Below are 22,417 nucleotides of genomic sequence, written 5' to 3'. Positions count from 1 at the left end.
TCGCCACCCGTATGCCCTCACAGTTGCTCGTATTCGACGACGTACACCAACCCGCGGCCGTGCGTCGGGTGGTCGATGTCCGGATCGGCTTCTGCCGCATGACCGACCACGCCCCCAACCCCAGCCCCCATTCCCCAGCCCATCGGACGGAAGAGAATCCGAAGACCATGCCCACTCGCACACGAGCCGCACTGCTCGCGCTCGTCGCACTGCTGACGATGGCCACGGCAACCGCGTGCACCTCCGCTGTCTCACAGCAGCAGAACTCGACAGCGACCGCCCTGCCGCCGGGTCACAAGCCGCCACAGGGCGGCACGCTGCGCGTCGGCGTGCTCAACGACCTGAGCCCGAAGACCTTCTTGCAGATCGGCACCGGCAGCATGAACGGCCACGTGGTGTCGAACGTCTTCGACACCCTGATCCGCTACTCGCGCGACGATCTCACCGTCCAGCCGTCGCTGGCCACACGCTGGCAACTCGCCCCGGACGGCCGCTCCCTCGCGCTCGATCTGCGCGACGACGTGCGCTACCACGACGGTCGGGCATTCACCTCCGCCGACGTCGAGAGCTCACTGAAGGCGTACACCGCCGGGCCGTGGACACCGCAGTTCAAGCGGACCGCCGCCGCGATCACCGGATATGACACCAGCAATCCGCACCGCGTGGTGCTGACCTTCGACCACCCGCTCAGCAACGTCTTCGACCTGCTCGACTCTGCACCGATCATCGACGGCAACACCCTCGACGGGCTGCGTGCGGGCAAGGTGTTCAACGGAACGGGACCGTTCCGCTTCTCGTCGTGGCAGCCGAACTCGGATGTTCGCCTGGTGCGCAACGACTCCTACTGGGGTCCCCGAGCCAATCTCGACGCCATCGACCTCAACATCATCACCGACCAGCAGGCGCTCTACACCCGGTTACGCACGGGCCAGATCGACCTCGCCTACGGACTTAACAATCACGACCAGGAATTGGCCACGCGCAGATACGGATTCAACAGCATCACCTACACCGGCGCCGAACAGCAGGAGTACGTGGGAATCAACGTGGCCAACCCTGCGCTCGCGGACGTCCGCCTGCGCAAGGCGATCGCCTTCGCCATCGACCGCGAACGCATCATCAACGACGTCTTCCGCAAGAGCGGCTACGTCGTCAACCTGCCCTGGCCCAAGTGGTCTCCCGCATACGACGCGTCGAAGAACACGACGTACACACGCGATGTAAACCGTGCCCGCCAGCTCGTCGCCGAGCACGGGCAGGTTGCACCGATCACTCTCGACTACTCCACCCAGGGAGTTGACCGGGTGGTGGCGCAGATCGTGCAGTCGAACCTCAAGGATGTCGGCATCCCGGTGGAGCTGCGCCCCAACGACAACACCGTGCAGTCGTCAAAGCTGATCGGCGGCAAGTTCGACGGAATCTGGTTGCTGCAGCACGCCTTTGCACAGTTCACGCCGTCGACGCTCGCCGTCTCCGCGTACCCGTTCAACGCGGCGAAGAACTCCTCCAACTACGTCAACCCCGACTACGCGAAGGCCGCCAACGCGGCCTGGAATGCTCCCGATCCGACGTCGCCCGCGGCGCTGGCCGCATATCGGCAGCTCGACGACATCTGGTTGAACGATCTGTTCCTCGTCGAGATCGGTGTGGTGTTCCAACAATCCGCGGCGTCGCCCGCCGTCGGAAACGTCGATTGGGACAGGCGTGCCCAACTGCACCTCGGCGAGACCTACCTCAACACGCAAGGACGGAACTCCTGATGACCGGATATCTGTTGCGCCGCATACCGACGGCGATCCTGGTGCTGTTCGTGGCCTCCGTGCTGATCTTCGCGATCGTCCGATTGATCCCGGGTGGACCGGAATCAGCGCTCGCGGGTCCCGACGCCACTCCCGAGCAGTTGGCGGCGATCCGGCACGACCTCGGCCTTGATCGCGGCTTCATCGCCCAATACGCCACCTGGATCGCAGGCATCTTCACGTTCGATCTCGGCAAGAGCTACCAGGTCGGTGGCGAGATCAGTTCGCTCGTCTCGTTCGGACTGGTTCACACCATTCTGCTCACCGTCACCGCACTGATCCTGGCCGTTCTCCTGGCACTGGCGTTGAGCTTGTCGGCAACGATTTACGACAACCGCTTCGTGAATTCCCTTGTCACCGGCGTGAATGCGGTAGCGATCGCGGTTCCGACCTTCGTTGTCAGCACACTGTTGATCTTGGTGTTCGGCGTCAAATTCCGACTTCTCCCCGCAGGCGGCACACCGCCGGACGGACTCTTCAGCCAACCAGGCATCACCGCGCAGTACCTCCTGCTACCCGCTGTCGCCCTGGCGCTCCCGGCAGGCGCCACACTCGCCCGCTTCCTGACCGAGGCGCTGCGCACCGAACTCCGGCAACCGTATGCGACGACGGCCCGAGCACTCGGAGTGTCGAAGCGAGACATCGTCATTCACAGCGCGCTACGCAATGCGCTACCACCGAGTCTGACCGCACTCGGGCTGGTCACCGGAGGCCTTCTCGGCGGGGCGATCCTGGTCGAGGCCATCTTCGGTTGGCCCGGGCTCGGACTCCTGACCGAGCAGGGCATCTTCGCCCGCGACTATCCGCTCGTGCAGGTACTCGTGCTGCTGTCGGTCGCGGTGTTCGTCGTGCTCCAACTGCTCGCCGACGTGCTGCATGCGTGGCTCGATCCCCGAATCCGATTGGCAGGTAACTGATGTCGACCTCACTGACCACCTCGTCCGGCTCGACGTCCGCGACCGGGGCCTCCGCCGTAGATATCGAACCGGGTCTGATCCCGGAGTCGCCCACCGACAAGGAGCGGCGTCGAATCCGAACGCCGTTGTGGCGCAGTCTCCTCACCGGGAGCGGCCTCGTCGGAAGCGTTCTGGTGCTCGGCATCGCGGCGCTCGCCCTGCTCGCACCGCTACTGACGTCGTACGGACCGGACCAGCAGATCGACGGCGCATACCTGTTGCCGCCCGGCGCCGACCACTGGTTCGGCACCGACGACCTCAACCGCGACGTCGCGACACGGGTGCTCTACGGCATCCGGGTGGATCTGCTGATCATCTTCATCGCGGTACCGATCGGCGCCCTTCTCGGTACCGCGATCGGTGTCCTCACCGTCTCCCACCCGATCTCGGATGTCATCGCACAGCGCACCTTTGACGTCATCCTCGCCTTTCCCGCGCTCGTCCTCGGTATCGCCCTGACCGCCGTATTGTCTCCTGGCGCAACCACAATCGGAATCGTCATCGTGCTCGCGGAGATTCCCATCTTCGGCCGACTCGCCCGCACATCGGTACTGCGCGTCAGAGAACTGCCCTACGTCGAGGCGGCGCGTGTGAGCGGCGCCCGCAACAGCTACGTCCTACGCCGCCACGTACTGCCCAATTCGATCGAGTCACTCGGGGTCCAGTTCGCGCTGTCGCTATCACTCGCCGTCTTCGTCGAAGGGGCACTGAGCTTCCTCGGTATCGGTGTGACTCCCCCGACGCCGTCCCTCGGCGGCATTCTGTCGTCGGGAAACAGCTACCTCGAGACCAATCCGTGGTTCTCGGTGGCGCCGCTCATCGTGATCACAGCACTCGTCCTCGGTTTCTACCTGATTTCCCAATCCATTTCGCGCAGCAGGAGGCAGTGAGATGACCAACGCTGCAGACAACGACCACACAGCAGTCGATCCCACACCCGCACTGGAGGTCGACTCCCTTCGAGTCACCTTCGACTACCCGCGTCCGGCCGTCTCCGACATCAGCCTGCGCGTCAATCGGCGCGAGATCGTCGCCCTGGTAGGCGAATCCGGCTCCGGCAAGACGATGACCGCCCGCGCGGCGATAGGCCTGCTCCCCGAGCACGCGGTCGCGACCGGCTCGGTCAAGGTCGACGGCGTCGAGGTGTTGAACGCCTCCGAACGCGACCTCAACGCGATCCGCGGCACCGGTGTCGCCATGATCTTCCAAGAGCCGCAGACCGCACTCAACCCCGCCCAGACCGTGGGATGGCAACTGCGCCAGGCGCTGCGGACACATCAATCGATCTCACGACGCGACGCTCGACGCCGCGCCGTCGAACTGCTGTCGCTCGTCGAGATCCCCGACCCCGAGCAGCGCGTCGACTACTACCCCCACCAACTCTCCGGCGGTCAGAAGCAGCGCGTGGTGATCGCCCTCGCACTCGCGAACGACCCGGCACTACTCCTCGCCGACGAGCCGACGACGGCGCTCGACGTCTCGGTGCAACGTGAGATCCTCGACCTGCTGCTGCGTCTGCGCGGCAGGATCGACGCCGGAATCCTACTCATCACACACAATCTCGGCGTCGTGGCCGACATCGCCGACCGCGTCGTCGTCGTCCAGCTCGGCGAGGTCGTCGAACGCGGAACGGTCTTCGACATCTTCGCTCGGCCAACACAGCCGTACACCCGTCAACTTCTCGCCGCGGTCCCGAAGCTGCCGACCGTCGACTCCACGGACGACGAGAGTGCCGGGGCGGCATCAGATTCCGACACCGCCGACGCTGCCGATACTGGGGCACCCGTTCCCATCGTGGCCGTCGAGCATGTCACCGCGGCGCATCGCGGTGGTTTCGGACGCAAGCCCGTCGTCGCACTCGACGACGTCTCGCTGCACGTCGATCCCGGCGAGGTTGTCGGGGTTGTTGGCGAATCCGGCTCGGGGAAGACGACTCTCGGCCGGTCTATCGGCGGGCTCACCCACCTCAGTGGTGGCAAGATCCTGGTCGACGGACACGACCTCGACGCCGTCGACCGCGCACAGTTGCGCTCGCTGCGCCACACCATCGCGTTCGTGCCGCAGGACCCGACGGCGTCGCTCGACCCGCGCTTCACCGTCGCCGAGTCGATTCGCGAACCGCTCGACATCCAGCACATCGGAACGCGCGCAGAGCAATCGACCCGCGTCGAGGAGTTGCTCGACGCGGTGCATCTGCCTCGCTCGTTCGCCGACCGACTTCCGCACGAACTCTCCGGCGGTCAGCGTCAGCGTGTCGCGCTGGCGCGGGCGCTGTCGGTGCGGCCCAAGCTCCTCATCGCGGACGAGCCGACCAGCGCGCTCGACGTGTCGGTGCAGGCACGCGTGCTCGAACTGTTCGCAGAACTACAGCACGAGCTGGGCTTCGCGGCGCTGTTCATCAGCCACGACCTCGCCGTCGTCGAGCAGGTGTCCGACCGCGTGTACGTGCTGCGCAACGGGCGGGTCGTCGAACACGGGTCTGCGCGAGACGTGCTGACCCGGCCGCGCGACGAGTACACGCGCGCACTGCTCGACGCCGTGCCGTACCCCGACCCGCAGCGGCGTCGAGAGTCGAGCGCCGCGTTGGCGTGAGGTCCGAGACCCTAGGAATTCTTCGGCTCAGCCTCAGGCGTGTCGGCCGCGCTCTCGTCCCCGGCGCTCTCGTCGCCCGCGGAATCGTCGTCGGCCAGCGGGTCGTAGCCGGGAACGCCTTCGAGCACGGTCAGCTCGTTGTCGATGGCGGCACCGACGGCCTTCGCGTCGTCTTTGATCTTCTTGATGAAGTCCGACATCTCGCTCCCTCGTCAGTGGTCGGGAATCCTACGAACCGCACGACCCCACTGCAGGCCGCGCAGTGACCACCCTACAAGGCCACAGATCATGCTTGTGACCAGACGAGGCGTTGCCTAACGTCATCGCCATGCCCGCACGCCGCCTTCCCGACATCACAGCGCTGGAGGTCGTCGTCGCGGTCGGCAGACTCGGCAGCATGGGCGCCGCCGCCCGCGGCCTTGGACTCAGCCAGCAGGCCGTCAGCTCGCGCGTGCGTGGCGTCGAGCACGAACTCGGCGTCGAAATCTTCGTACGCTCCCCCGCGGGCGTCGAACCGACCGAGAACGGTCGCCTGGTCCTCGAGTGGGCCAACGCGCTCGTCGAGCGGGCAGCCGAGTTCGTCGCAGGCGTCGACACACTGGTCGGCAACAGGCACGCGACGCTCGTCGTCGCGGCGTCGATGACCGTCGCCGAGTATTTGGTACCGGGCTGGCTCACCACGCTCACCTCACGTACCGGAGCACGAATCTCGGTGCGCCCCATGAATTCCGCCGAGGTCATCGAGACTGTGCGGTCCGGTGATGCCGACCTCGGGTTCGTCGAAAGTCCCGGCGAGACAGCCGACCTCGACGCCGCGCTCGTCGCCACCGACGAGCTGTACGTGGTCGCCGCTCCCGGCCATCGGTGGTCACGCACGGGCACGGTGTCGGCAGACGAACTGGCGTCGACGCCGCTGATCCAGCGCGAACCCGGCTCCGGAACACGGATCACCTACGAAAAGGCGCTCTCGGAACTCGGACTCGTCGCCGCCGACCCACTCATCGAACTGCGGTCGGTCACCGCGATCCGGTCATCGGTGTTGACGTCGAACGGGGTGACGGTGTTGTCGCGACTGTCGATCGCCGACGACATCGCGGCCGGACGCCTCGTGCGCATCAACGTCGACGGGTTGTCGATGGTGCGTCCACTCCGTGCCGTGTGGACCTCGCACATCACCGTGCGCGGACCTGCGCGAGAGCTTCTCGACGTCGCGCTGGCGTCCACCACCTGATTGTGTGATCGCACAGCGTGACGCCGCACATTGGGTGAAAAGCACGGTGATTGTGATCCAGAACGCGTGGATTCTGACAACAGTTCAGAAATACAGCCCGTGTTCAGGAGGTACATCATGGCACTCGAGGCCACCGGCACCGTTGCCGAAGGAAGCACCGCAAGGTGGCGTGATCGCAAGCGCTATCTGTGGCTGATCGGTCTGATCGTCCCGTCGTTCGCATTCATCGCCATCGGTGGTTATGAACTCACCGGGTGGGGTGTCTTCCTGTGGGTCGGTCCGATCATCGTGCTCGGCGTGGTCCCGCTGATCGACTTCGTCGCCGGTTTCGACCCGACCAACCCGCCCGACGACGTGATCGAGGAACTCGAGAACGACAAGTACTACCGCTACATCACCTTCGCGTTCCTGCCGATCCAGTACGCGGGCTTCATCCTCTCGATGTATCTCATCGCCACCGCGGACTGGCCGATCATCAATCGCATCGGGCTCGCCGTGACACTCGGTTTCATCGGCGGCATCGGGATCAACACCGCGCATGAGCTCGGGCACAAGAAGGAGAGCCACGAGCGCTGGCTGTCGAAGATCGCACTGGCACAGAGCTTTTACGGCCACTTCTACATCGAGCACAACCGCGGACATCACGTGCGGGTCGCCACTCCGGAAGACCCTGCGTCGTCGCGACTCGGTGAGAGCTTCTACCGGTTCTGGTTCCGCACCGTGTCAGGCTCGCTCCGCAGCGCATGGCAGGTCGAGGCAAAGCGATACCGCCGCAGGGACACTCACCCGTTCCATATCGGCAACGACGTACTCAACGCCTGGCTGATGACCGTCGTGCTGTGGGCCGCGCTGATCATCTGGCTCGGCGTCGGGATTCTGCCCTACCTCGTGCTGCAGGCTGTCGTCGGCTTCTCGCTACTCGAGATCGTCAACTACCTCGAGCACTACGGCATGCTGCGGCAGCAGACCAAAGCCGGACGCTACGAGCGCGTGCTTCCCATGCATTCGTGGAACTCCAACAACATCGCGACCAACGTACTGCTGTACCACCTGCAGCGACACAGCGATCACCATGCGAACCCCACTCGCCGCTACCAGACACTGCGCGACTATCGCGAATCACCCGCACTACCAACCGGTTACGCCGGAATGATCGTCCTCGCACTGTTCCCACCCCTTTGGCGCAGGGTCATGGACCACCGCGTCGTCGAACACTTCGACGGCGACGTCCGACTCGCCAACGTCGCTCCCGGAAAGCTCGACCGTCTCACCCGCAGGTTCCCCATCCCCAGCGAGAGGACGCTCGACGAGTCGCGTCTCGACGACGCGACGCCCGGCGCGATCAACGACGACATCGCCGCGGCCCGCTGCCCCGGCTGCGGCTACACCTACGAGGTCGCGGTCGGCAACGAACTCGAGGGATTCGCCGCGGGTACCGCGTGGAAGGAGATCCCCGACGACTGGACCTGCCCGGACTGCGGTGTGCGCGAGAAGGTCGACTTCATCCCCCTGAAGGAGACCAGCGCGTAGTCGCCCCGCGACCCGCCTCAGCCGAGGAAGGCGTCGAAGTAGTCCAGCGCCAACACCAGATCGCCTGCTCGCTCCCGAATGGGATGCCCGAGCAGGCGTTCTGCTTGCTGTATCCGGTAGCGCACCGTGTTCTTGTGGATACCAAGTGATGTCGCGACCTGGTCTGCACTGTCAGCGGTGGTCAACACGTAGCGAACGGTGCCGCGCAGTTCGTCGAGTTCCGGTCCGGCGAGTCCACGCAGCACCGCACGCGCGAAACGCGCTGCGGCGTCGGGATCTCCGGTCAGGAGAGTCAGCGCGGCGACGTCCTCGTACACGGTCAGCGCGATTTTTCGACGCGGCGACAGCGCGACACGTTGCGCCGCACGAGCATCGCGATGCGAACGGACGAATCCCTCGATACCCTCGGCTGCCTCTCCGATCGCAAAGCGAATCTGTGCGGGATCGACGCCACGCGAATCCCACTGGGCCGCAGTGCTTGGTGCCACATTCAGCGCCAGCCATCCCCACAGTTCGCGGCCTCCCGGCCGCACAACTGCCAGCCGTGCTCCGGGAATCGACGACGCGAGGCGGACGAGTGGCGGTTCGAGCCGCTCGATGGAGTCGGCGTCCATCGCGTGCGCGATGACCGCGACCTGTGTGACGCCGGCGATCGGATGGCCGCCCAGCTCCGCCGAGAGTTCTGTCGAGCCAACGCTTTTCCCATCGAGGACATCGGCGACCAACTCGTAGCGTCGCGCATCGCCGCGTCGTCGAATCCGCTCCACTTCGTCCTGATACAACGCGACGGAGAGTTCGACCGAGGTGGCGAACCAGCGGTTGGCCTTGGTCCAGAACCACACGAGGAGCGACTCGTGATCGAGATCTTGTGGCGCATGCCCGACAACGTCGACGGCGAAATCCCACGACGCCTCCTGCGCGCTCTGATAGACCTTCAACAGCACCGGCAGTCCGAGGTGGTGCCGCGCGATCTGGATCGACAGGTCTCCCGCTGCCGGTACGAGTTCGGTTGCCCCGTCCGCGTCGACGGTCACGCCGCCGAGGAACGCGAGCCAGTGCTCCTCGACCGCGGCAACGAGCACCGGTCGAATGTCGGCGGGCAGATCGACACCGGCGATGATCGCATCGACGGTGGTCGACACCCAGTCGTCGAGCGCAGTCGGGCTCTGCTGGTCGGCGACGAACATCTCCAGCCAGTCGGCGATCTCGGTCATCACCCCAAACTGCCAGAGACTGTGTGATTGCACAGTCGATAGCGTCAGATTGGGTGCTAGGACCAATGTTTGCGACGCATCTCCCGGTCAAGATGACAACAGATAGTCGTTCACCAGCCCGCTATCGAAGGAGAGAATCATGAGTCACATCCAGGTCGACCGCCCCACCTGCGAGGGCATCGGCATGTGCGAAACACAGGCCAACGAGTACTTCCAGATCGGCGACGACGGCATCGTCGAGGTAGCGACATCCGACGTCCCTGACAGCGACAAGACCTACGTGCGGGCGGCCGTCGACTCCTGCCCGGTATCCGCCCTGCGGATGCTCGACTGAGGTGCGCCGTGTCCGCACCACTCATGTCATCTGACACTCTTCCGCTCGTCATCGTCGGTGCGTCCTTGTCGGGGGTACGCGCCGCCGAGGGCGCCCGCGCCGAAGGGTGGACCGGCGCCATCGTCATGATCGGCGACGAACCGCACCTCCCCTACGACCGCCCGCCGTTGTCCAAAGCATTGCTCGACGCCGACAAGCAACCCGAACTGCCCACCCTGCGACGGGCAGAGAGTTGGGAAGCACTCGACATAGACCTGCGAATGTCCACCACGGCAACGGGAATCGACGTCACGCGCCGGAAACTGCTCACCGACGCGGGCCCAATCGACTACCACGCGCTCGTACTCGCCACCGGGCATCGTGCCCGCACGATCGGCAGACTCGACGGATTCGACAACGTCCACACGCTCCGTCACTTCGATGACGCGGTCACAATCCGCGAAACACTCCGCGACGCAACACGTCTGGCCGTGTTCGGTGCCGGCTTCATCGGTTCGGAGATCGCATCGGCCGCTGCCGCGCGAGGTATCGACGTCACCCTGATCGGAACGTCGTCGTTCCCGCTCGCCCGTAGCGTCGGCCCGCTCGCCGGACGCATGCTCGCAACACTGCACGAGGACGCCGGCGTGACACTCCTGTCCGACTCCGGTCTGGCAGGTATCTCGTCGCGCGACAACGGGATCGACTCGATCCGCACATCCTGCGGACGCGACGTCCCGGTCGACGCCGTCGTGGTCGGCATTGGCTCCACGCCTGCCACCGACTGGCTCGCGGCGAGCAGCGTCGAACTCGATCCCACGTCGGGTGCAGTGATCTGCGATTCGACGATGGCGACCAGCGTGCCCGCGGTGTGGGCGGCGGGCGATGTCGCTTCGGTCGACGGCGCTGCCGGCGGGCACTGGACCTCTGCCACCGCACAGGGATTCGTCGCGGGCGCGAATGCGGTTGGCGCGCAACAGACATATGCAGGGGTGCCGTTCGCCTGGTCGTCGTGGCACGGTCACCGCATTCAGATCGTCGGCGCCACCGAGGTCGACCCGTCGGGCACGGTCACCGAGAGCCTGGACGACGGCGTCGTGCTCTACTCCGACGGCGACCGGCTGCTCGGAGCGGTGGCCGTCGACGCTCCGGGACGGATCGCCAAGCTGCGTCGAGCACTGTCGGCGGAGCTCACCGCCGCGCGATCCTGACGGTCCTCGTACCCACAGGGGCGGCGAACGCGTCGCGCGCTCGCCGCCCCGCGGGTGTGTCGTGAAGGAGATCAGGCCTTGATCAGGTCCGGGTTCTCCTTGAAAACCTCGTTGATCAGCGACATGTCGAAGATTTGCTCGGGCTTGAGGGTGTAGCCCGCCTTGCCGAGTGCCTCGATGTTCTGTGCGATCAGGGCGTCGGTCATGGTCAGCAGACCGTTCTTCTTCGTGTCCTCCGACACGACGAGCGTGTTCTGGGCCGTCGCTTCCTTGGTCTGCTCATCGAGGTTGAGCTTGAGATCCTTGCCGTACTTCTCGACGGCGAGCTTCGCCGAACCCGCGGGATCGGCGACGGCGTCGTTCCAGCCCTGCACCTCGGCCTTGAGGAACGCCTTGAGTTTGTCGCGCTCGTTGTCGATGGTCTCCTGCTTCACCACGAGTGTTTCGGCGACCAGCGGGAGTCCGAAGTCGGCGAAGAGGAAGTTGGTGTTGGCAAAACCGCTTTCGGCCAACGTGATCGGCTCGTTGGTCACGTAGGCGACCCAGCCGTCGACCTCGCCCTTGGTGAGTGGCGTCGGGTCGTATTGCACCGAGATCTTCTGGACGTCGGACTCTTTCATCCCGTTGGCGGTGAGCAGTGCCTTGAACACATTCTCGTTGGATGCCTGTACGCCGATCTTCTTGCCCGCCATGTCCTGTGGTGTCTTGATCGGCTTTTCGGCCGACGACACGATGCAGAACGGATTCTTCTGGTAGGTGGCCGCGACGGTCATCAGTTTGGCGCCCTGCAGGATCACCGGCGCGGTGAGCTGCGGTGCGGTGGTACCGATCCACACCTTGTTCGATGTCAGGCCGGTCTCGACACCGGTACCGGCGCCACCACCGGTGATCAGCTCGGGCGTTCCGAGACCGCCCGCCTTGTAGTAGCCCTTCTCCAAAGCCCAGTATTCCCCGGCGAATTCGATGTTCTTCTGCCATGAGAGCTGCACCTTGGGATTGTCCGACGACGCCCCGCCGGACGAACTGCTGCCACTGCTACAGGCCGCGAGCGCCCCGGACACGCCCAGTGCACCCGCAGCACCGCCCGCAAGGAGCGAGTACCGAAGAAATGCGCGACGATCGAGTCCGCCGCCGCTACGCACGGAATTACTCATTGGGTGTTCTTCCTTTCAGGTGGATCGGGCGAGGATCACCCGACCGGGCTGGCCACGATCAGCAGCCTCAGTTCTGCTGCATACCCATCTGGGCCAGGACAATTGATTCGACGACGCCGACGATCGCGTAGAGGATGATCGACGCAACGGTGATGACGAGCACCGACGCCCACAGCTCGTTGTATGCCGCCGCGGGCAGCGCCTGCTGCAACGTTGCACCGAGTCCCTTATTGGTGCCGAGCCATTCGGCGACGGTCGCGCCGACGAGCGCACCGGGAACCGAGATCTTGGCGGCACTGAACAACGAGGGCACCGCCGAGGGAATCGCGGAGCGTCGCAACGCAGTCCATCGATTGCCGCCGTACACGGCGATCACGTCGTTGATCTGGGTGGGCGCGTTCGCCAGGCCGGTCATGATCATGACGAGCGCGGGAAAGAACACCACGATGCCACCCATCACGGCGACCACCCCGATTCCCCGCCCGACGACGAGGGTGATCAGCGGTGTCATCGCGACCAACGGCACCGAGCGCAGCAGCATCGCTATCGGCATGAATGTCTGTGCGGCAGGCCGTGATACGACGAACAGCGCCGCCACGAGCAGCGCCGCGGTCATTCCCACGACGAAGCCGATCGCGGCGTCGGTCAGGGTGATCGCGAGATTGTCGAAGATCTCCGACCTTGCGTCCGCAGCGCCGGGCTCGGTGAACAGGTATTGGAACACCTGCACAGGGGTGCGTCCGATGATGGGTCCGATGTCGGGGAAGGCGAGCAGGAACAGCCACCAGATCACCAGGATCAACACAAAGGAGGTGACGAGTGATCCGAGGAACTTGGTGATCTGCCAGAGCAGCGCTCCGATGTTCGGACCTGTAGCAACGCTTTCTGGCTGTCCGTTCGATGGTGTCGGTGTACCGGCGACCACCACGTCGGTCGTCGAATCGGTTGTGGGAGCGCTCATCCGAACACCTCCTTGCCCGCGGCCCAACGCGTTGCGAACCGGGCGACGACGGCGACGATCGCGTAGCCGACGCCCGCGACGGCACCACAGATCAGCGCGATCGCCCACACCTGCGGGATGTCGCCGCGCTGCTGCGCGACGATCATCGCCGGGCCGGCGCCCTTGTCCGGCATCGCGAGGAACTCTCCGAGGACGGCCCCGAGAACCGCGGCCGGTGCAGCTATCTTGATCGCGGCCAACGTGTTCGGAAGTGCAGCCTCGATCCGCACGCGCCGCAACTGCGACCAACGGCCACCGCCGTACACGCGGATCAGGTCGAGGCTTGCTTTGTTCGGAGACCGCAACCCACTGAGCGTTCCGATCATTGTCGTGAAGAACACCGAGATGGCCGCGAGGAAGATGATCATCGTCTGCACCTGCGCGAAGGCCACCTGGATGATCGGCGCGACGGCGATGATGGGTGTGCAGTAGGAGATGATCGCGAGTTGAGTCGCCAAGCCCTCGATCGGGGGGATCACGATCACCAGCAAGGCAAGCAGGATCGCGAGCAGATTGCCCCAGAAGAAGCCGCGGAGCGCCAATCCGATTGTGGACGAGAAGTTTTCGGCGTAGTAGCTCCACCCGGTGTCGGCGATGGTCTGCACGACGGCCCAGGGGGTGGGAATCGTCCCGTGAAACCATTCCAACGCTCCGGCCATCGACCAGAGCACCAGCACGGCGACGATGCCGATGAGTCCCGCGGCCCACCGGTCGGCGCCTGCGACCGTGCGCGCCGACGACGTCCGTTCCACCACGGCGCTAGCCACTCGTGGCCTCGGAGATCGCGTCGGCGTCTGCGGTGTCGGGAACATCCCTGTCGGGTTCGGGCTCGGCGGACTTCACAGGACCGTCCGATGCCGTGCCGCCGAACAGCAAGCCGGACAAATGGTCATGCAGCGCATGGAATTCCGGCGTGCGCATCATCTCGGGAACGCGCGGGCGGGGAAGGTCGATGGGCACCACTTCCACGACGCGACCCGGTCGTGGACTCATCACAGCGACGACGTCGGAGAGAAAGACCGCCTCGGCGATCCCATGGGTCACCATGAGTGTGGTGGCGGGCTTCTCGGTCCAGATGCGGAGCAATTCGATGTTGAGGCGCTGACGCGTCATGTCGTCGAGTGCACCGAACGGCTCGTCGAGCAGCAGCGCGGTAGGACGCACGACGAGCGCCCGCGCGATGGAAACACGTTGTCGCATACCGCCGGACAGCATTGCCGGCTTGGCTTTCTCGAACCCGGTGAGGCCGACGAGTTCGATCAGATCCGACACCAAGGCGTCGTCGGAGGGCATGTGTCCGACCTGGAGCGGCAACCTGATGTTGGATTCGACGGTCCGCCACGGCAACAGGGCAGAATCTTGAAAGGCGATGCCCAGCGAGTGATCTCGCTGCAGTTCGGTCGGCGACTGGCCGTTCATCAACGCGGTACCCGACGTCGGTTCCTCGAGTCCCGCGAGGATGCGCAGCACCGTCGACTTGCCGCATCCGGACGGACCGAGCAACGACAGGAACGAACCCTCCGAGGTCTTCAACGACACGTCGGACAGCGCGGTGACCGTGTTGGTCCCACGCACCGATCGGCTGGTGAAGGTCTTGGTCAATCCGGAGATGTCGATGCCGGTCCCCGGCGGCCGCTCTGACGCGCGTGACGTCGCCCCCTGTGCAGATGTCATGAGTTGCCACGCTAGAAGCGTTGTGTTTCACCGTGATTACCCGGCGGTTACTCCGGGCGCCGAGCGCGACAAGTGGCAGCCCCGGAGATCAGCTCGGGCGCATGACCTGTCCGATGGTGGCAACCATCGCGTCGACAGCGAACTTCGGCTTCACGTTCTGGTCAAGGACTTCACGACATTCCAGCACGGCTTCGACACAGCGGAGCAATTGCTCCGGAGAGGCATACGCGGCCATCGGAACAGCGATGTCGGCAGCCTTGTCCGGGTGCATCGCAGTGACCTGTGCACCCATCGAGACGACGAGGGCGTCGCGGTAGAGAGCCGCGAGGTCGACGAGTGCACGGTCGAGGGTGTCGCGTCCGACGCGGGTGGCGCGCGACTTCTGGCGCTTCTCAAGCTCTTTGAGTGCGCCCGCCGTTCCGCGGGGCGGTCGGGCTGTCCCCTTGCCCGTGCCGCCGGCGCCGAGGGCGGTCTTCATCTCCTCGGTTTCGGCTTCGTCTCGTTCGGCGCTGATCGCCTTCGCGGCGGCGTCGGCCGACTTCACCAATTCCTCCGCGGCCGCGTAGGCCGTCGAATCGCGGGTGGCCGCGCGTGCGAGTGCCAATGCTTTGTCGCGTTGCTCGCGAGCCTCGGGGTCGGTGGCGAGGCGTCGGGCACGTCCGATGTGGCCGCCGCAGACCGACGCCGCCCACCGCGCGGCCTCAGCGTCGAGTCCGTCGCGGTCGATGAGGACGCGTTCGATGTCGGCGACGGTCGGCGTTGCCAGCGGGACATGCCTGCATCGCGAGCGGAGCGTGACGGAGATGTCCTCCGGGTCGACGGACGGCGCGCACAGCAGAAAGACCGTGCGCGACGGCGGCTCCTCGACGACCTTCAGCAGCGCGTTGGCCGCCTGCTCCGTCAGCCGGTCGGCATCTTCGACGACAACGATCTGCCAGCGACCGGTACCCGGTCGACGCGCGGCGGCTTGCACGATCTCGCGCATCGAGTCGACGGAAAGACTCAGCCCCTGCGGCACGATGTGGCGGACGTCGGCGTGCGTCTGGGCCATGACAGTCACGCATGCGCGACACTCACCGCATCCGACGACGTCGGGATGTTGGCACTGCAGCGCGGCCGCAAAGCACGTCGCTGCCACCGATCGACCACTCCCGGGCGGACCGGTGAACAGCCAGGCATGCGTCATCGACGCCCGCGGCACGACGAGGGACGCCGGAGTGGGGCCGTCGAAGGTCGGGTCGTCGAAGTCTGGCTCGTCGAAGTCTGGCTCGTCGATGTCGGCAGCGTCCAGGACCGACGCGTCGAGCTCTGCGGCGTCGAAGTCAGCAGCGGGGGTGGATGGGCCTGCGTCGAGGCGCGTGGCGAGGACCCTGGCCGCCGTTGCGGCGTCGGTCAGCTCCTGCGCCACAGCCCGCTGCCCGGTGAGCCGGTCGAAGACATTTGTCACATCACCAGCGTAATCCGCAGTTCGGACACCCCGGCTTGTGGATGAACGTTTAACAATTGCAAGCAGCCAGATACCGTAAAGGTCGTGGTTGAACGTCGATCCAGGCTGTCTTACGGCTTGCACCTGGCCAAATGGCTTGCGCGCACGCCGTGGCCGATCCTCGCTCTCGACCTGTTGCGCGCAAATCTCGTTGGCGCGCTGTTCACCTTCGCGTTTCTTCGCTTCGGTATGCCGTCGCAGGATTCGTTCCAGTTCAACGACATCACCGCACTCAATCAGGGCATCTTCCTCGCCTATCTCCTCCTGGCGATGATCGTGGGCGGCGCGCTGAGTATCAAACTGTCGCTGCCGGTACTCGTGTGGCACCGACGTCGAACGCGACTCGACAACGACATGGCCCGCAAGCGAGCGCTGCGTCTGCCGGTGACGTTGTCGCTGGTCAACCTGGGTCTGTGGGTCATCGGCGGTGTGCTGTTCACCGCGGTCAACCTGACCGTCTCACACAAGGATGCGTTCATCGTTGCCGTCGCCAGCGCGATCGGCGCCCTCGTGACCTGCGTGCTCAGCTTCCTGCAGTCCGAAAAGGTGCTGCGCCCCATCACCGTCGCAGCGATGGCCAACAACCCCGACGACGCGATCGCGCCGGGCGTGACCACACGCATCGCCGTCTTCTGGGTCATCAGCGTCGTCGCGCCGATGGTCGTGATCGTCGGCCTCATCTTGCTGCAACGCATCCACTTCATCGCGACCGACGCCACCGGGCTGCTGCGCCCCATTCTGTGGATGTGCCTGGCATCGCTGGCGTTCAGTCTGCTGGCCATCGTGCGCGTCGTACGCGCCATCAACGACCCCATCAAGCAACTCCGCGCCGCCCAGACACGCGTGAGCGAAGGCGACCTGACCACCGCCGTCAAGATCTACGACGGCTCCGACCTCGGGCTCCTGCAGGCAGGCTTCAACGACATGGTCGCCGACCTGCGCGAGCGGCAGCAGCTACGCAACCTGTTCGGCCGGTACGTCGGCGAGGATGTCGCGCGCAAGGCCATCGAGACCGGAACAGAACTCGGCGGCGAGGAACGCTACGTCGGGGTGTTGTTCGTCGACATCGTCGGCTCGACGCGGCTGGCCGTGAATCGGCCACCGCGAGAGGTCGTCGACCTGCTGAACGAGTTCTTCCGGGTGGTGGTGGCCGTCGTCGGACGTCACGGCGGATTCGTGAACAAATTCCAGGGCGACGCCGCGCTCGCGATCTTCGGCGCACCGCTGAACCTCGACGACTTCGCCGGTCAGGCACTCGCCGCGGCGCGGGAGATGCGCCAGGAGTTGTACGAGACACTCGGCGACACCGACATCGGCATCGGCGTCTCCGCAGGCAAGGCCATCGCCGGCCACATCGGCTCGGAGCAACGGCTGGAGTACACGGTGATCGGCGACCCGGTCAACGAGGCCGCCCGCCTCACTGAACTGGCCAAGGACGAACCGACCCGCGTGCTCGGCTCGGCCCGCGCGGTGTTCCTCGCCTCGAGCGAAGAGGCGAAGAACTGGGACATCGGCGAAGGCGTCGAGCTACGTGGCCGCGGCATCGAGACGCTGCTCGCCCGTCCGCACCTGACGCCGTACCGGCGCTAGGTGGCATCCCGCTGATCGAGCCTGTCGAGATCACCCAGCGGGGTGCACCCGCTGATCGAGCGCCCACCCGCTGATCGAGCTTGTCGAGATCACTCCTCGGCCGGCGGGGCGCTCTTCTTCGCGGCGGTCTTCTTCGCGGTCGTCTTCTTCGCAGCCGTGGTCTTCTTGGCCGCGGTCTTCTTCGCGGCCGTCTTGGTGGCGGTCTTCTTCGCAGGCGTCTTCTTCGCGGTGGCCTTCTTCTTCGTGGCCTTCTTCGCCGGGCCGCGGGCGCGGCGGTCGGCGAGGAGTTCCATCGCCCGCTCGGGGGTGATGGTCGCGACGTCGTCGCCCTTGCGCAGGCTGGCGTTGGTCTCGCCGTCGGTGACGTACGGGCCGAATCGGCCGTCCTTGATCACCATCGGCTTGTCGCTGACCTCGTCGTTCTTCTCGAGATCACGCAGCGGGGGTGCTGCGGCCTGCCGTCCCCGACGCTTGGGCTCGGAGTAGATCTTGAGCGCCTCGTCGAGCGTGATCCCGAAGATCTGGTCTTCGTTGGCCAGCGACCGCGAGTCGGTGCCCTTCTTCAGATACGGCCCGTAGCGGCCGTTCTGCGCGGTGATCTCGTCGCCGGATTCCGGGTCGGCGCCGACGACCCGCGGCAGTGAGAGCAGTTTGAGTGCGTCGTCGAGTGTGACCGTCGAGATGTCCATCGACTTGAACAGCGAACCGGTCCGCGGCTTGGGTCCCGCCTTCTTCGCGGCCTTCTTGGCAGTCTTCTTCGCGACCGTCTTGGTGGCCGTGCCACCGCCCGCGGGCGCGTCGTCGAGCGGCACCACACCGCCTTCGCCGCCGTCACGCGGGGTCGGACCTGCGGGAATCGTGGACGGCGCAGCGCCGCCACCCGAGCCGTCCTCGTCGTCGTCGGACGGCAGGATCTCGGTGACGTACGGTCCGAATCGTCCTTCCTTCGCGACGATCTCGTGTCCGCTGACCGGGTCGACGCCGAGCGAGCGCCCCTCCTGCGGCGTCGAGAACAGCTTCTCCGCAACCTCGAGCGTCAGCTCGTCGGGAGTCATATCGGCAGGCAGGTTGGCGCGCTGGAGATCCGGTTCTGCGTCGGGCGACGTCGCCACATTGCGTTCCAGGTACGGCCCGAACCGGCCTACGCGGACATACACCGGTCGGCCCTGCTCGTCGTCGAACAGCTTGATCGAGTTGACCTCGCGGGCGTCGATCTCCTCGAGATTCACGCCGACGAGCTTCTTCAATCCGCCGTGTTTGGCGATGTCGGAGCCTGCGATCTCCGGCACTTCGCCCTGATCACCGCTCGACGACTCGTCGGCCGCCTTGTCGCCGAAGTAGAACTCGGTCAGCCAGCGGGTGCGGTTCTCGTTGCCGTTCGCGATCTGGTCGAGGTCGTCCTCGAGCGACGCCGTGAAGTCGTAGTCGACGAGGTTCTCGAAGTACGCCTCCATCAACCCGACGACAGCGAATGCGATCCACGACGGGACGAGCGCGCTGCCCTTCTTCACCACGTAACCGCGGTCCTGGATGGTCCCGATGATCGACGCATAGGTCGACGGCCTGCCGATGCCCAACTCTTCGAGCACCTTGACCAGCGACGCCTCGGTGTAGCGGGCGGGCGGGTTGGTCGAGTGACCGTCGGCCTCGAGGTCGGTGGCGGTGAGGTGCTGCCCCTCGGTGAGCTGCGGCAACCGTGTCTCGGCGTTGTCGGCCTGGCCGCCCGCCTGCTCATCGACGGTCTCGACGTACGCCGACAGGAAGCCGGGGAACGTGATGGTCCGACCCGACGCCGCGAACGTGCAGCGCTCACCGTTGCCGCCCTGCCCGCTCGCGGTTCCGGCGATGCGAAGGCTCAGCGTGGTGCCGCGCGCGTCGGCCATCTGCGACGCGACGGTCCGCTGCCAGATCAGCTCGTACAACCGGAATTCGTCTGCTTCGAGCTGACCGGCAACCTGGCCGGGGGTCCGGAACGTCTCGCCCGACGGTCGGATCGCCTCGTGCGCCTCCTGAGCGTTCTTGACCTTGCGGGTGTACTGACGCGGCGTGGCGTGCACGAAGTCGGCGCCGTACAGATCGCGAGCCTGTGCTCGTGCGGCGTTGATAGCCGACTCGCTCAGCGTCGTCGAGTCGGTACGCATGTAGGTGATGTAGCCGTTTTCGTACAGCCGCTGCGCGATGCGCATCGTGCGATCGGAGGTGAAGCGCAGCTTGCGACCCGCCTCCTGCTGCAGCGTCGAGGTCATGAACGGCGCATACGGCTTGCGCGTGTAGGGCTTTTCCTCGACCGAGGTGACTGTCATGTCGGCACCGTCGAGGGCCGTGGCCAGGGCTGTCGCCCGCTCCCGATCCAGTACGACGACGCCGTCGGCGCGCTTCAGGTTGCCGCGTGAGTCGAAATCGCGACCGGCGGCGACCCGCGCGTCGTCGACCGACACGAGCCGCGACGAGAAGGTGCGTGGGGTCGTCGACTCACCGGCGTCGAGCGTGGCGTCGACGTCCCAGTACTCGGCCGACACGAACGCCATGCGCTCGCGTTCACGTTCGACGATGATGCGCGTTGCCACCGACTGCACACGGCCCGCCGACAACTTCGGCATGACCTTCTTCCACAGCACGGGTGAGACCTCGTAGCCGTAGAGGCGGTCGAGGATGCGTCGGGTCTCCTGCGCATCGACGAGGTCGATGTCGAGGTCGCGCGGGTTCTCGGCTGCGGCGCGGATCGCAGGCTCGGTGATCTCGTGGAACACCATGCGCTTGACCGGGATCTTCGGCTTGAGCGTCTCGAGCAGATGCCAGGCGATGGCCTCTCCCTCGCGGTCGCCGTCCGTCGCGAGATAGAGCTCGTCGACATCCTTCATCAACGACTTCAGTTCGGAAACCGTCGACTTCTTGTCTGCCGAGACCACGTACAGCGGCTCGAAGTTGTCGTCGACGTTGACACCGAGCCGCGCCCAGGGCTGGCCCTTGTACTTCGCCGGAACGTCGGCGGCACCCCGTGGCAGGTCACGAATGTGACCGCGCGAGGACTCCACGACGTAGTTGCCCCCCAGATACCCCGCGATCTTGCGCGCCTTGGTCGGCGACTCGACGATCACCAGTCGTCGGATCGCTTCTCCTTTTGCGGGTGCGGTGGTGCTGGTCTCGGCCAACGGGTGTCCTTCGGTTTGGACCCGCCCGCCGCGTGCCGGTTGGCCGGCGGGTGGGGTCTCGTCTCGTTTGAGGTTTGTACCTTATGTATAGCGCCATTTGCACATCGGAATTCACGATGGGCGGGTATCCACCACGCGATTCGACGACGCTGCCGACCATAACGCCAGGTCAACGCTGAATATGCCGAGCGCGAAACGATGTGTGTCGTTCGTCAGTCCCCGACGTCCGGCCAGTCCGCACGCGCTCCCGCGAAGTGCGGCGCCTCGCCGACATACTCGCAGAGACGAGCGAGTCGACGACGACCCGAGATCCGCAGTGCGGGCGAATGGATTCGCGTGCCAACAAGAGTAGGTGCAATCCCGCTCCGCATCAGCGCAGTCGCGAGTTGTGCATGGGTATCGGGCGCATGTGGATCGAGTCCGAGCTGGTAGTGCCCGGCATCCGACGATCCCGCCGCGATCGTCCAGAGTCGCAGCGCACGGGGGCCGGGTACCCAGCCTGCGGGAACTGCCTTGACCGCGCCGCGCGACCAGGCTGCATGCAGAGTGTCGAGGAGCGGAGTGAGCGCGGTGCGTGCGAGCGGATTGCCCTCGTCGGACTCGGCGCGCTCGGTGTCGACACCGCAGGCCTTCAGCTCCTCCACGACGGCCGACGCGCGCCATGGCGCCGACAGCACGATCGATACGCGCGTACCACCCGCGCCCGACCCGCTACCTGCGATGCGCGACGACTGTCCGTGCGCTGCGAGAAGACCACCGAGGTCGTCGAGCGACGGCTCGTCGAGTTCGGCGGAGAAGAACGCCAATTGGCCCACGCACCAGACAATACTGGTGCCTTGCCTACTGGGGCGTCGAACAGAGGGACGTCGAACGCCGCGTCACCGATCGTCTTCGGAGATAAAGGAACGCTGACAGACGAACGCTCCCGCCCTCGAAAGAGGACGGGAGCGTTGCATCGATCAAGCTCGTCTGTTGAGCCGAAGTCTCAGACGGCGCGGACGCCCGTCGCCTGCGGACCCTTGGTGCCCTGTCCGACCTCGAACTCCACGCGCTGGTTCTCCTCGAGGGTACGGAAGCCGTTGCCCTGGATCTCCGAGTAGTGGACGAACACGTCGTCATTGCCCTCATCGGGAGCAATAAAGCCGAAGCCCTTCTCCGCGTTGAACCACTTCACAGTCCCCTGTGCCATTCCTGCAATCCTTTACATACATTCAAACTGTCCCGACACGCTGGTCACGTGTCGCGGCCGGTCGTACCGCCATACCTCGGAGAACGCCGATTGGAAGAGTTCGTGGACGAACACCATTCGGCCTGACAACTTCAGTACCACGGCTGCAACCCGATCCCGCGCGATCACCGCAATCAGCGATGGCCGCCCGGGAGCTGCGGCCGAACTCAGTCAATCATGTTCGAGGCGACTTGGATAGTCGTCGCAATCACTCTGAGCCAAAAGCACCCGATTTTTCGACGTTCGAGACCGAAAGGTAACATCGTATGCAATGAAAACCGGCTGGC

At 65.4% G+C, this 22,417-nt stretch carries 19 protein-coding genes; 9 read left to right on the top strand and 10 right to left on the bottom strand.

What is annotated here, in order from left to right; translation table 11 throughout:
- The first annotated feature begins 167 nt into the window (after positions 1-167).
- From ABW18_RS19285 to ABW18_RS19270, 4 genes are read left to right on the top strand one after another with little or no spacing between them, the layout of a single operon-like run.
- Entirely contained in the window at positions 168-1,760 is a 1,593-nt protein-coding gene (locus tag ABW18_RS19285) for an ABC transporter substrate-binding protein (protein ID WP_049700605.1), read from the top strand.
- Entirely contained in the window at positions 1,760-2,716 is a 957-nt protein-coding gene (locus ABW18_RS19280; protein WP_049700604.1) for an ABC transporter permease, read from the top strand. The genes ABW18_RS19285 and ABW18_RS19280 overlap by 1 nt, the downstream gene beginning before the upstream one ends.
- On the top strand, positions 2,716-3,645 hold the full coding sequence (locus ABW18_RS19275; protein ID WP_049700603.1) for an ABC transporter permease: 930 nt from the start codon (positions 2,716-2,718) through the stop codon (positions 3,643-3,645). The genes ABW18_RS19280 and ABW18_RS19275 overlap by 1 nt, the downstream gene beginning before the upstream one ends.
- A gap of 1 nt (position 3,646) precedes the next feature.
- Entirely contained in the window at positions 3,647-5,347 is a 1,701-nt protein-coding gene (locus ABW18_RS19270) for a dipeptide ABC transporter ATP-binding protein (protein WP_049700602.1), read from the top strand.
- Positions 5,348-5,358: 11 nt separating this feature from the next.
- Here the strand turns inward: ABW18_RS19270 and ABW18_RS19265 are convergent, their stop codons facing one another.
- A complete protein-coding gene (locus ABW18_RS19265; RefSeq protein ID WP_049700601.1) occupies positions 5,359-5,547 on the bottom strand; it encodes a hypothetical protein in 189 nt (62 codons plus the stop codon).
- A 128-nt stretch (positions 5,548-5,675) separates the two neighbouring features.
- On the opposite strand from ABW18_RS19265, the gene ABW18_RS19260 reads away from it, so the two are divergent.
- The gene (locus tag ABW18_RS19260) at positions 5,676-6,578 is read left to right on the top strand and encodes a LysR family transcriptional regulator (protein ID WP_049700600.1); all 903 of its coding nucleotides are present in this window, start codon (positions 5,676-5,678) and stop codon (positions 6,576-6,578) included.
- 117 nt (positions 6,579-6,695) lie between these two features.
- Entirely contained in the window at positions 6,696-8,108 is a 1,413-nt protein-coding gene (locus ABW18_RS23415; protein WP_049700647.1) for a fatty acid desaturase, read from the top strand.
- A 17-nt stretch (positions 8,109-8,125) separates the two neighbouring features.
- Here ABW18_RS23415 and ABW18_RS19250 read toward each other — a convergent pair whose 3' ends face one another.
- Positions 8,126-9,322 carry a PucR family transcriptional regulator gene (locus tag ABW18_RS19250; RefSeq protein WP_049700599.1) on the bottom strand — a complete coding sequence of 399 codons (1,197 nt, stop codon included), beginning with the start codon at positions 9,320-9,322 and terminating at the stop codon, positions 8,126-8,128.
- 139 nt (positions 9,323-9,461) lie between these two features.
- Between ABW18_RS19250 and ABW18_RS19245 the strand changes: the two genes are divergently transcribed.
- Positions 9,462-9,656, top strand: coding sequence for a ferredoxin (locus tag ABW18_RS19245; protein ID WP_049700598.1), 195 nt, complete (start codon positions 9,462-9,464; stop codon positions 9,654-9,656).
- A gap of 8 nt (positions 9,657-9,664) precedes the next feature.
- A complete protein-coding gene (locus ABW18_RS19240; protein ID WP_083444463.1) occupies positions 9,665-10,846 on the top strand; it encodes an NAD(P)/FAD-dependent oxidoreductase in 1,182 nt (393 codons plus the stop codon).
- A gap of 71 nt (positions 10,847-10,917) precedes the next feature.
- On the opposite strand, the gene ABW18_RS19235 is transcribed toward ABW18_RS19240, so the two are convergent.
- The 5 genes from ABW18_RS19235 to ABW18_RS19215 form a co-directional block, all read right to left on the bottom strand.
- Positions 10,918-12,000, bottom strand: coding sequence for an ABC transporter substrate-binding protein (locus tag ABW18_RS19235; protein WP_049700596.1), 1,083 nt, complete (start codon positions 11,998-12,000; stop codon positions 10,918-10,920).
- A gap of 67 nt (positions 12,001-12,067) precedes the next feature.
- Positions 12,068-12,961: an ABC transporter permease gene (locus tag ABW18_RS19230; RefSeq protein WP_197494536.1), complete on the bottom strand. Its 894-nt coding sequence runs from the start codon at positions 12,959-12,961 to the stop codon at positions 12,068-12,070.
- Positions 12,958-13,767 carry an ABC transporter permease gene (locus ABW18_RS19225; RefSeq protein WP_049700595.1) on the bottom strand — a complete coding sequence of 270 codons (810 nt, stop codon included), beginning with the start codon at positions 13,765-13,767 and terminating at the stop codon, positions 12,958-12,960. The genes ABW18_RS19230 and ABW18_RS19225 overlap by 4 nt, the downstream gene beginning before the upstream one ends.
- Positions 13,760-14,674: an ABC transporter ATP-binding protein gene (locus tag ABW18_RS19220; protein WP_049700594.1), complete on the bottom strand. Its 915-nt coding sequence runs from the start codon at positions 14,672-14,674 to the stop codon at positions 13,760-13,762. Before ABW18_RS19220 ends, ABW18_RS19225 begins: the two co-directional genes overlap by 8 nt.
- A gap of 88 nt (positions 14,675-14,762) precedes the next feature.
- On the bottom strand, positions 14,763-16,121 hold the full coding sequence (locus tag ABW18_RS19215; RefSeq protein ID WP_049700593.1) for a DNA polymerase III subunit delta': 1,359 nt from the start codon (positions 16,119-16,121) through the stop codon (positions 14,763-14,765).
- An 84-nt stretch (positions 16,122-16,205) separates the two neighbouring features.
- Here ABW18_RS19215 and ABW18_RS19210 point away from each other — a divergent pair, with 84 nt between their 5' ends.
- Positions 16,206-17,750, top strand: coding sequence for an adenylate/guanylate cyclase domain-containing protein (locus tag ABW18_RS19210; RefSeq protein ID WP_049700592.1), 1,545 nt, complete (start codon positions 16,206-16,208; stop codon positions 17,748-17,750).
- 89 nt (positions 17,751-17,839) lie between these two features.
- On the opposite strand, the gene topA is transcribed toward ABW18_RS19210, so the two are convergent.
- The 3 genes from topA to ABW18_RS19195 all read right to left on the bottom strand — a co-directional run bounded on the left by topA (position 17,840) and on the right by ABW18_RS19195 (position 22,091).
- Positions 17,840-20,902 (bottom strand): type I DNA topoisomerase, encoded by a 3,063-nt coding sequence (gene topA, locus ABW18_RS19205; RefSeq protein WP_049700591.1) that lies wholly within the window; start codon positions 20,900-20,902, stop codon positions 17,840-17,842.
- A 212-nt stretch (positions 20,903-21,114) separates the two neighbouring features.
- Positions 21,115-21,717, bottom strand: coding sequence for a hypothetical protein (locus ABW18_RS19200; RefSeq protein WP_049700590.1), 603 nt, complete (start codon positions 21,715-21,717; stop codon positions 21,115-21,117).
- A gap of 170 nt (positions 21,718-21,887) precedes the next feature.
- On the bottom strand, positions 21,888-22,091 hold the full coding sequence (locus ABW18_RS19195; RefSeq protein WP_005171662.1) for a cold-shock protein: 204 nt from the start codon (positions 22,089-22,091) through the stop codon (positions 21,888-21,890).
- Positions 22,092-22,417: the final 326 nt, after the last annotated feature.

This window comes from Gordonia jacobaea, from assembly GCF_001186365.1.
GTDB lineage: Bacteria > Actinomycetota > Actinomycetes > Mycobacteriales > Mycobacteriaceae > Gordonia > Gordonia jacobaea.
Note: the sequence above shows the minus strand (reverse complement) of the source record. Positions and strands in the feature narration are given on the sequence as shown.